Source organism: Paenibacillus sp. FW126-R14 (assembly GCF_058789495.1).
Genome location: NZ_JBYTBS010000105.1, coordinates 1 through 11,056, shown reverse-complemented (window position 1 = coordinate 11,056; position 11,056 = coordinate 1). Strand labels below are relative to the sequence as shown.

Below are 11,056 nucleotides of genomic sequence, written 5' to 3'. Positions count from 1 at the left end.
GACAAACGTGCTCGTGCTGAAAGGACGACGAAGTCGTTTATCCTTGCGTTCTCAAGCCCAATTTCGTTGAAAACGCGGTTGCACAATTACGAAGCCAAAAAAAAGCGGATTGACTGGTGCAGCGAATCGATATATACTGACTTAGTAATTTAGTAAATTATTAGCGTAGTTGATTAGTAAAATAAACGATGGTGAGCTGCCCACCGAACGACTGCGCAAATGATTAAAAATAAGAAAGGATTGAGATTTTAAACATGTTTTCCAATCGTTATGTTCGAACAATCATCCTTTCCCGCGTGTTTTTACAGCTGGGAATTTGGATTCGGAATTATGCCGTACTTCTTTATGTTACCGATTTGACGCAAAATAATCCGGTGTATGTATCACTGATTTCGGTAGCGGAATTCGCTCCGATCTTTCTATTCGCTCTTATTGGCGGAACCTTTGCCGACCGATGGCGGCCGAAGCGGACGATGGTATGGAGCGACCTGCTCTCCAGCTTGTCCGTTGTGGCGGTGCTGCTTGCCGTTACGAACGGCGGATGGACGGCACTTCTCGTCGGATCCTTCATTTCCGCCAGCCTGTCTCAATTTTCTCAGCCATCGGCGATGAAATTGTACAAACGGCACGTGCCTGGCGAACAATTGCAAGGCGTGATGGCCTTGTCCCAAACGGTTATTGCCGTGTTTACGGTCTTGGGTCCGGTCATCGGGACGTTTATCTTCTTACAGTTTGGCATTCATGCCTCTCTGATCCTAACGGCCGTCATGTTCCTAGGCTCTTCACTTGTATTAACGTCGCTTCCCCGCGACGCGGAGGAGGCAAAGAGCAGTGAAGCAGGCAGCTTCGTGAAGGAGATGAAGGCTGGGCTCCGGTATATCGGGTCCAATCCATCTTTAAGAACGCTCAGTTTGACGTTCGCGGCGATGGGATTGGGATCAGGACTGATTCAGCCGCTGCAGATTTTTCTTGTCATGGAGAAATTGGGACAGAGCAAGCAATTCCTGCAATGGTTGGTTATGACCAATGGGGCAGCCATGTTGGTTGGCGGTGCGGCCATCATAGGGATCGCCAAAAAGGTGAAGCCTCAAGTGCTGCTCATGGTTGGTCTGATTGTTACCGCAGTTAGTACAGTAGGAATAGGCGCGTCTACGATGATATGGCTCACTATAGCTCTTCTGGTGATCAGCGGTTTATTTTACCCAAGTATTCAAGGTGGAATCCAGACGCTTCTTGTGCGGAATACGGAAGGGGCTTTTATTGGCCGGGTATCGGGAACGATTATGCCTGCTTTTATGGGGATGATGGTGCTTGGCATGTTCATATCGGGGTATCTGAAAAATGCGTTATCTCTGCTGGGGGTCTATGTGGTCAGCGGCGGTTTGATTCTGATCGGAGCGCTTCTGCTGCTGCCTCTTATTGTTAAGCCAAAAGCGAAGCTCAAAGCACATGACGGATAGGAGGAGAAAGGAATGACTGATTTCGAAACATATGTTTTGTCACCGGAAAGACAGCTGACAGATGTAGAAAAAATGCTTGTTTGGAAAAAGCCGTTATCGCATAAGGTCAGTGAGGAAGAACGGCGCATTAGCAACGAAATCAAGCGCAACTGGCATCGCGGGGAAATGAAAATCGCCAATATTTTATTGGAAGGTGACGCGGGTTCCGGTAAAACACAACTGGCCAAAGCGTTATCGGCAAATTTCGGGCTGCCTTATACAAAAGTAACCTGCTTTGCCGACATGGATAAATCGGATATTATTGGCGCTATTTTGCCTGTGATTTCTTCCGACCGATTGGAGCAATTGGAGCCTGCGGAGCAAACCGTATTGAAAGCATTGTATGAAAGCAATGGTTTTCAAAGTATAAGCGAAATTTTGATGGACGTACTAGGGATTACACAGGAAGAGGCTGCCTTTAAAATGAAGCAGCTGCTGAAACTAGCTTCGGAAAACAACGAAGGCGAAGCGGTCGAGTACCGATTTTACCCATCTGAGATCGTCAGAGCCTATCAACAAGGTTATCTTCTGGAAATCCAAGAACCGAACGTTATTCGCGATGCCGCGGTATTGATGGCGTTAAACTCGGCCCTGGAGCTGGATGGCAGCATCAATCTTCCCACCGAAATTATACGAAGACATCCGGACTTCATAGCGGTGATCACAACAAACCGCAGTTATGCAGGGTCTAGGCCGCTTAACGAAGCACTGCGTGACAGGGTTCAGCACTCGGAAAAGATGGATCTGCCAACTAAAGAAATCATGGTAGAACGCGCCATCTCCAAAATCGGATATCAGGATGAAAAGGTATTGAGCGTTTTAGCAGATATCATTATTATTTTGGACAAAACAGCCCGGGCTAATGCAATCAAAGGTGTGGCTGGCATGCGCTCGTTCTTCTACTGGGCAGATGCGGTTGCAGGAGGAGCCTCCGCCAAACAATCCCTTTATCATAAAGTCATCTATAAGATCACAACGGATTCCGAAGAGATTAAACTCTTGGAAGAAGCACTCGAAAAGCAAGGCTTGATAGCCAGCTTAGAGGAAGCTCCGTTTGAAGTAAAAAAAAACGAAATTATAGCGATGCCATAGAGATCAAGACATGGGGAGATATAGACGGCGCGGATAGTGAGCATGATAACCAGGAAGAAGAGAAGGGTATCGCATTAAAAAAATCTGCAGATAGCGAGGAAAGTTCTTCGCATGTTGGGGATGAATCTACCCGGACGGAGCGGTCAGATTTTGGAGAAGACGGCTCTCTCCGATATCATCAGGCCAATCTTGAGTTCGTGTCGGAGGATACGAAACAGAAAGAGCGCGATTTCCGTAAAAAGCTGAATCAAGCAGCAAGGGAGATTGTGTCTGACTCGATTCATAATAAAGTCAAGCTCGTTGTTCACCGTCCGGATTACGATCAGGAAAATCAACAGGAATATGTCAGTCTAAGTCAGGGACTGATGCCGGTCGTGAAGGAAATCGCCAGAAAGACGCTTCCGCTCTTGGAACATGAGATGTCTTCCGAATTTGCGAGAAGTCATTATTATGGCAGCAAATTTCAAGCAGATAGCGTTGCCTATAGAGATTACCGGTATTTTGCCAAGAAACGCCCTCCTACGGAGTCTCCTTCCCTTGTGGTTGGTCTAAGGGTGGACGAATCCGCATCGATGTCAGCTTTCGGTAGGCTGGAAGCAGCCAAGCGAGCCGTAATTGCGGTGTATGAATATTGTCAATTATGTCATATTCCCATCATGATCTACGGCGATACTGCGGATGTCTCCAAAATGGAGCAAATGTCGATCTATGCGTATGCCGATTATGATAAACCGGATGCTAATGATCGATTGAGGCTTATGCAGATTCGGGCCAGAAGCAATAACCGTGATGGAATGGCTCTTCGAATTATGGCGGAACGGCTAGCTGCTGCGCCGCAACAAACAAAGCTGTTGATTAGCATAAGCGACGGACAGCCCAAAGCAATGGACGACTATACCGGAAGGTATGCCGCTTTAGATATGCAGCAAACGTTAGAGGAATATGAACGGAAAGGCATTACATTTCTAGCAGCCGCAATTGGGCAAGACAAGGATGTCATGAGTGCAATTTATGGGAATGAAAGATTTTTGGATATTACGAATCTACAGGAATTCCCTGCCAAGCTGGTTCGAATTATCGCAAGGCATTTGTAATTATCATAAAATATGTATCGATTCGATAGGGAGGGAAATCCATGATGGACAAAAGTAAGCGCAAGGAGCTTCTAGAGGATTATAAACAGATCAAAGTTTATATGGGCGTTGCCCAAATCAAGAATAAAGTCAACGGCAAAATCTACATCGACAGCTATCCGAATTTGAAAAACAAATGGCTTACCCTGAAGATGCAGTTGGACGCCGGAAGATTCGCCAATGCCCAGCTACAGAATGATTGGAAGGAATTCGGAGAGGATAGCTTCGATTATGAGGTGCTGGAACAGAAGGATGCCGAGAAGATGACCGACATGCGCTGGGAGAAAAAGCAAATCTTAAAGCCGTGGCTTGAGAAGCTACAGCCCTACGGAGATAGAGGATATAATAAGCCTCTTAAGGATTAAGCCGGATTGACTAACGGTGAAATTCAAGATAAGATGAAACCGTCGTTTAGTAAATTAGTAAATAGGTAAACGGAAAGAGGGAATTACAATGAAAATACCCACTACCTTGAAGCATAAACCTGTTATCGTGTCGGAAAACTATGAGCAGATCGACGGACGGCTCGCCCGAAACACGGATGCAAAAGGCCTGTCATTAGGCTTAGCCCAGTGGAACGATAGAGGGAAGGTCGATATTTCGGCCAAAGTATGGCGATATACAGGAGAAAAATGGTCAAGACAGTCAGAAGAACTGCCGCTCCACCGGGTTCTCGATTTATCCATTCTGATTTGCCGAACACTGGAGCATTTTCGTGAAGCCTATAGATACGAGCATTTATACGACCCGCAGGAGCCCGTCATCGACCGGGTCGGCTTGCAAGGTGATGCTATGACGGTAGCCGTATGTACGGACAATGAGCGAATTAATGAAGATATTAAGCTCTTCAACCAAGCTTTGAGCGACGACGATGAGCTGATCGGGGAACGTCTGCGCACGTTATCCAAAATATTAAAGGATATGGGTTATTAGAATAGCTGGAATAACTGGAAAATCTCCCACTAATGGGTCGAATGATGACTTTTCTGGGTATTTAGAAGGAAAAACTCCCGTTGATTTGACCGTTTTTCGTAGATTATCACGAAATCGGTGCAAATAGCGGGAGTTTTTCCGGTTAAAAGTCTCTGACAAGCATCTGCATTCCATTTAGAGGGGGATTTTCCTTTTATTTTAATCACAGTAGCATAACCGCCGGCAGATTCCCTCCAACCCACGATATTGGCTCTGATCAACCCTTATATTCCACTAGCAATGGTCTCTTTTAACGAGCCGGATTTTTGTCTTTTATGGTAATAAACATAAGAACCTAAGATCATAATATAGCCAAGAAGAAAACTCAATCCGGCCGGAATGCCATCCACAGAGATGGTGGAATACATAAAAGATGGGCTTGTGCTTTCAAAATCAGGCACTACCGGGAGTTAAGAACCGTTTTTTTAGCGCTGCTCGAAAACAATATAATCCACCCCACAAGTCAGTTCTTAAAGCATCAGGCGGAAGGGTGAAGTCCGCTTCATGGCAGAATTCCAGCCCTGCGTTCTGAACCAACGATTGAAAATTACTCAAATCAATGGTTGGGTAGTCGAGTGTGAGGAGAACGATTCCGTCATCCTTAAGCGTTCTTTTGAATTCCTCCAAGACCAACGGCATGTCTGCAAGACTCAAATGTTCGAACACGGAAATACAAAAGATTTTATCAAAAAAACAATTCGCGTAAGGAAGCTGCGTAAGGCTTGATTGACTGAGATGAGTTTCCGTAAACGCCTCCTTTTGTACAATTTCGGCTGCATCTTCGTTAATTTCCAACCGAACGGCATCCAGGATGCTGTTCGATGAGACGATGCGGGAGTCCCAATCGCAAGCATAAGCATGCTGACATCTCCGACCAAGCACGAATTTAAACGGGTGTGGGATACCGCAAGCCGCATCTAGTGCCGTATCGCCGGACTCTATAAAGGAGACGCACCAGGCATACTCATAAGGTCTGCTCCACCAAGGCTCAGGCAAACGGTATACAAACTCTCGTTCCATTGGATCGGACTGCTTGAAAAAGCGGGATTGGAATAGGGAACTCATCCGAAGTCCTCCTTTTACAACATGACAACTTTCTAATCGTATTCGAGAACAAATTTGTCCTATTACCGCTTTTTCCAAAATTAGCGAGAACTAACATTGAATCCTTTAGCAAGCAGCCACACAGCGAGGATCATTTCATTGGCCGCAATTGGCACCGCTAAAATACCGCCCCAAGCCGAAAGCTGTTCAATTACACCGAACATGACGAGCAACGCGCAGAGAAAAATGAGTATGGAGCCTGACATACCTAAGATGGGGATAAACCTGGGGACGAGCTTTGATTGATAAAAGATATAACTGTACATCATCGTATTAATGCCCAGCATGAAATTGGGTCCTAGCAAGAATGTCCAGTCATGCAGCGCTTTTAGCAAGGTGCCGGAAGCTCGAAAAGAGGCGATGTCCGAGGCTCCTGCCGCTACGAATTCCCGGCTTAAAGTCAGCAGGGCCAGTACGCTGATCACACCGACGGTAATAATAACGGCTTCGAGAAACCGGAAGCAAACATGCCACAGGGCGATGGTTTCATTGTATTTTCTTAATATTGGAAACATGGTAGTTGCAGTTCCAATCGCGGAAACGACGAGAATTAACTCCATAAGCGCTCCAAGTACGATCTGATTGGCGTGTTCGGAGCCTTGAGTCAGGTAATTAGGATCGTTTAGGATTGGTTTGTATAAGATGAGACCACCGATTACCGCCGTAACGGCTGCAAGGATAAACAATATTCCTACAATTTTAGAAGCCATTTTCACTGACATCCTATCTAACCTCCATCTTTTTCATCCTCATAAAAGAATACTTCTTCTAGCGGCGAGTTAAAGGCGCGAGCGATGCGAAAAGCGAGTTCCAGAGACGGTGAGTAGTTTCCCTTTTCCAGGGCCACGATGGTTTGTCTTGTTACGCCTGCCTTGTCAGCCAATTGCTGCTGGGTCATTTCATCATGATTGAACCGTAATTTACGGATGTGATTGCCGACAAGATTTTTGCTCATATTAGACTCCTTTCCGATAGTGATACAGTTTCGTTATGGAGCCGGTCACATCGGAAAGGAACCCCGAAGCGATCAGAACCATGAACATGACGTAGGATGGCTTGTCGATAACAAGCGATCCCATGGCAAGAAGGAAACCGAGAATAAATACAGCGAAAGAATTTCTGGCGGCTTTCAAGTTAATCAGCTTATCCAGTTCGTCTTCAAAGGATGGTTCCTTTTCTTTGGTCGTCATTCGAAAGACGATGTTAAAAATAATGCTGATCACGATGTGGGCGACAATGGAAACCACCGTCAAAATGAGGACGAAGGAACCCCAGAAGTGTAAGGTAGAGGTTGATTCCGGTGCCCCGTCGGGATACTGCGGGTACATGTACATGCAATAAGATCCGAAAATGAGAATAGCGCTAATTAACGATACGATGCTTTTCTTTTCTTGATAAGTCATGGTTCACACTCCTTTGTACGTTAACTTTTACATAATGTATAGTATTATATTCTCAATGTAATAAAAAGTTAACATCATGTCAAGATTACTTTACATTGTCGATTAGAAAAAACCCGCTAAGATACAAAGTGTATCATAACGGGCGTCGTTCAGCTTAGCCTACCAACTTAAACGATTTACGGAGGTTCTTATTGCAGAATACGTTGTGCAACAGCAGCCAAGTCTATGAGATCTACCTTGCCATCTCGGTTATAATCGGCTCGTTTATACATCTCCCAATCAGGATCGGCGGAAGTTTTGCCATATGCCGCTGCCACAATAGCTAAATCGACTACCGTGAATTTACCGTCATTATTCATGTCTGCCGGGTCAGAAGTGTAGACGGAAGACGTGAATGCTTGCAGGGCTGCCGTCAGTGCCGTTATTGCTCCTGCGACATCTGATTTCGTTGCATCCGGATTATTGGCTACATTATAGGCTGAGGTAATTGCAGCTTGCAGCTTTGCTTTCGAGCCAATAGGGTATTGACCGGAGGAGTAACCTTCCGTGGCTGCATCGTGCTGTGTTTGTGCTTGATTAATCAGTGCTCTCAGTTCAGTCAGATCTACAAGGGCTTTTACGAGAATGACCTTCGAGCTTCCATCGAGATTAGTTTCCTTTTGTAGATCAGCCAGCGCAATACTGGAAAGAGCTATGGTAGTGCTGACATTATCCGTTGTTTCTTTTGCTTTCCAATGCAGCTTCAATATTGGACCGTTCACACTGCCGCCGCCGCCGATATTCGCAGTCAAGAAGCGCAAACGGCCTCCAGCATTGGATAGTGCCGCAATAACGACTTTAGACTGTAAGGATTCCGCTGAAAGGAACTCCACAACGTTGGGATCGTAAGTGAAATTAATATCTTGGGCATATACACTTGATACCACACTGTCTAGTTCAACGGTTGCATCAAAGTTTTGCCCGCTGTTCACATTCGCCGGAACCGTTAAGGACGCCGATGCCGGTGTCAAGCCATATACTCTAAGCTCGCGAACTGACCACCAGTTCGAGGCTGTGCCCGTTTGGACCACTTTGAAATACCGGACGGTTTGGGGTTCAAAGTTAACGGTAACGATCGGACCCGAGTCAGGAGTACCCGTTGCAATTGGACTGCCCCAGCTAACGCCATCATTTGAAACATAGAGTGCATAACCTCGCGCATAGTCGGAATTGCTGCCTGTTGAATCCATCTCGATGCTGGTAATGGCCGTTGGAGCTTTCATATCGATGGTGAAGGATTGCTCCGGAGTCGGCGCCATCGGTTTACCCATGCTAAATCGGGTGTTCATGTTGCCATCCAAAAGATTCATCGGACCGTCTGTGCTTGTTGAAGTCGAAGTGGCTGTCCAGCCCGTACGATCCAACGGTTTCTTAGGTGTAGTCGCAGTTGCCGTATTGCTAGCGGGGGAAACGTTGTTGGCGCCATCTTTCGCTGTAACTGTATAGCTGTAGGTCGTTCCGGGTTTGGCACTGGTATCGCTATAGGAGTTCGATGTTGCATTGCCAATGAGACTGCCGTTGCGGTAAATATCATAGCTTGCTACCGCTACGTTATCTGTCGATGCTGTCCAAGCTAAATTAACTTGGTTATAGGCCGTAGCTGTCGCTGTTAAATTCGTAGGAGTGCTTGGCGGTATCGTATCCCCAACATCCGAACCGACGAATTCGTTGAGCGTTTGTCTCATCGCACTGCCTGAATTGCCGTAGACACGCCCACCCAGATTGTTAATGATGTGCGTGATTTCACTGCCTGGTGTCCCATTTAACCAAATGGTCGTAGCGTGATGAATTTTTACCCCTGCGGCGTTAGGCGCTTCAATAGCGGATTCAAGTTTCACGGCTGCATCTCTGAAGTAAGAGTAAACACCGAGGCCCCAAGCTTCATGTGTAGTGACGGAGTCCGCCACTTTATAGGAGGCATAGCCATTCTTGCTTCCGTTCATCCAAGCCGCTTGATTCGGAACATCGTACGGAATCTCGGATTGATAGAAATACAACCGGCCTCCGTTCCCGTTCCATATCGTTTGATATTCATTGTGATGCTCGTTGAATAATCCGTAAATCGTGACATCGGCTCCGTTCACAATGAGACCGTTCGTCGATACGTTGCTGGTCCAGCCGGCGCCAGCGCCATGGTCGGCGCGCCACATCCAGAAATGATCCCCAATGACGTTATTGCTGTTAATTTTCATTTGGGATGCGTTCGTTCCAGCTACGGCTCCGCCAGTGCGGAAGAATAAATCGTGTAACGAGGTTGGATTCGTTGCATGATTGTTCGTACTGCCTGTAGGTCCGACTTCCAATAGCGTCGAGGTTGCATTTGGACCGGCCTCATAAAGCAGTCCAGCTAATTTCACGCCGTCCACATCGGCAATCGTCATTGCAGGCTTATCTGTCGTTGGAATTAACGTTGGCATCCCGATTCCGAGTACAACCGTATTTGCGTTATTGATACGAATTGTATCATCGAGGCGATAGATTCCCGGTGTAAACAACAAATTCTTCCCGGCTGCTAATGCAGCATTGATGCTTGCAGCACTCGATGTGCCAGGTTGATCCGAACGAACGATATAGAACTGGTCGATCCCGATGGACTGACCTGGCGTTGCTCCCGTTGCCCAGCTGGCTCCTTGCGTATTCTGTGAGAGCGAGGGAACAAACACTTGATATTGATCCGTTTTGTCAATATATAAATAAGGTTTTTCACGGATGACAGGCGTGTTCGGAACGACCGTATACGGCTGATCGGGGAATGTCCCCGCCGGTGCATTCTTGTCACCTACGAATACCATGTTCCAAACCCCGTTGGACCAACTCGACCATTGGCTGTTACGAGAGAACCATTGCTGCTGGGAAGCTGGCGTTATCTGACCATCGACAATGGAATCCGCTAGAAAACCTCCGCTTGCCCATCCGGCATTCCAATTCGAATCAAAGTCAAACAAATTCAGTTTCCCTTTAATATGTAACCGTCGAAGAGGCGCTGCTTGCGAAACGGCGATTTGCGTTGTCCCTGAAGTGATATGCGCTGGAGCGGGAATGGTGAGCGTCGGATTAATACTCAGGTTTTCAATACCGCGCCAAAAGTTGCGTGTTGCATTCCCGTTATCCCAATCTGCATTCACATTGAGCCCGCCGTTAATGAGCACATCATCCGGATTTTGTCCCAAACCAGATACTTGCGTATTGAAGCCCACATAGAAATTAACATTATAACTTCCTGGTTTAAATAGTAGGGCATCTCTTTCCGTACCGAACTCATTGCTTTCCTGTCTGCCAAATATGGAACTAGCCGTGCTTTGAATATCCGCAGCTGGCATATCCGGGCTGAATACATAGACATTGGGGCCGAAAATCGTAGAATTCGCATCAGTGATTGGAGTTGCTGCTTGTGAAATGCCTGCAGGACTCCATAAACTGAGGACAATCGCCATCATGGATACGGATGAAATCATTTTCTTAAAACTGCGCATTCATATACCTCCCTCAGATTGGAAAAGAAACGTCATGCCTGATGTTCATTAGTAAGCGATTACATTTCTAGCGCCGATCACCCTCTCTTCTTTCAAAAGTAGGATGCTGTCTCTTAGTTGGTATCTTCAGCATAGAATAATACCGCGTTCATTGAAAGAGGTAAACTTAAGGAGAAAAGGAGATAAATTTAAGGTGTTGGGAATGCCTCCAATAGTAATTTTTAATTTAATAGAAACACAAAGGAAAAGTAAGTAAGGATAAGAGCGCTATTCATGTATGCGCTTTTTTGACTGTATTTCTAGTTGATAGGCATGCATAAATCAAATAATATATGTTATGT

Annotated in this window: 10 protein-coding genes; 5 read left to right on the top strand and 5 right to left on the bottom strand. The window is 46.2% G+C overall.

The window, feature by feature from the left end:
* Positions 1 to 254 precede the first annotated feature (254 nt).
* The 5 genes from AC3WRW_RS32260 to AC3WRW_RS32240 all read left to right on the top strand — a co-directional run bounded on the left by AC3WRW_RS32260 (position 255) and on the right by AC3WRW_RS32240 (position 4,657).
* On the top strand, positions 255 to 1,460 hold the full coding sequence (locus AC3WRW_RS32260) for an MFS transporter (protein WP_492550307.1): 1,206 nt from the start codon (positions 255 to 257) through the stop codon (positions 1,458 to 1,460).
* 12 nt (positions 1,461 to 1,472) lie between these two features.
* Complete coding sequence (locus AC3WRW_RS32255) at positions 1,473 to 2,591, top strand: AAA family ATPase (protein WP_492550306.1); 1,119 nt, start codon at positions 1,473 to 1,475, stop codon at positions 2,589 to 2,591.
* Between the two features lie 197 nt (positions 2,592 to 2,788).
* Positions 2,789 to 3,685 carry a vWA domain-containing protein gene (locus AC3WRW_RS32250; protein ID WP_492550305.1) on the top strand — a complete coding sequence of 299 codons (897 nt, stop codon included), beginning with the start codon at positions 2,789 to 2,791 and terminating at the stop codon, positions 3,683 to 3,685.
* Between the two features lie 41 nt (positions 3,686 to 3,726).
* Entirely contained in the window at positions 3,727 to 4,089 is a 363-nt protein-coding gene (locus tag AC3WRW_RS32245) for a GIY-YIG nuclease family protein (protein WP_492550304.1), read from the top strand.
* 88 nt (positions 4,090 to 4,177) lie between these two features.
* Positions 4,178 to 4,657 carry a DUF6530 family protein gene (locus tag AC3WRW_RS32240; RefSeq protein WP_492550303.1) on the top strand — a complete coding sequence of 160 codons (480 nt, stop codon included), beginning with the start codon at positions 4,178 to 4,180 and terminating at the stop codon, positions 4,655 to 4,657.
* A gap of 432 nt (positions 4,658 to 5,089) precedes the next feature.
* Here the strand turns inward: AC3WRW_RS32240 and AC3WRW_RS32235 are convergent, their stop codons facing one another.
* The 5 genes from AC3WRW_RS32235 to AC3WRW_RS32215 form a co-directional block, all read right to left on the bottom strand.
* Positions 5,090 to 5,761 (bottom strand): class I SAM-dependent methyltransferase, encoded by a 672-nt coding sequence (locus tag AC3WRW_RS32235; protein WP_492550302.1) that lies wholly within the window; start codon positions 5,759 to 5,761, stop codon positions 5,090 to 5,092.
* A gap of 80 nt (positions 5,762 to 5,841) precedes the next feature.
* Entirely contained in the window at positions 5,842 to 6,522 is a 681-nt protein-coding gene (locus AC3WRW_RS32230) for a DUF4386 domain-containing protein (protein ID WP_492550301.1), read from the bottom strand.
* 5 nt (positions 6,523 to 6,527) lie between these two features.
* Complete coding sequence (locus AC3WRW_RS32225) at positions 6,528 to 6,755, bottom strand: helix-turn-helix transcriptional regulator (RefSeq protein WP_492550300.1); 228 nt, start codon at positions 6,753 to 6,755, stop codon at positions 6,528 to 6,530.
* Between the two features lies 1 nt (position 6,756).
* Positions 6,757 to 7,203, bottom strand: coding sequence for a hypothetical protein (locus AC3WRW_RS32220; protein ID WP_492550299.1), 447 nt, complete (start codon positions 7,201 to 7,203; stop codon positions 6,757 to 6,759).
* Positions 7,204 to 7,391: 188 nt separating this feature from the next.
* Positions 7,392 to 10,715 carry a pectate lyase-like domain-containing protein gene (locus tag AC3WRW_RS32215; protein ID WP_492550298.1) on the bottom strand — a complete coding sequence of 1,108 codons (3,324 nt, stop codon included), beginning with the start codon at positions 10,713 to 10,715 and terminating at the stop codon, positions 7,392 to 7,394.
* Between the last annotated feature and the right edge of the window lie 341 nt (positions 10,716 to 11,056).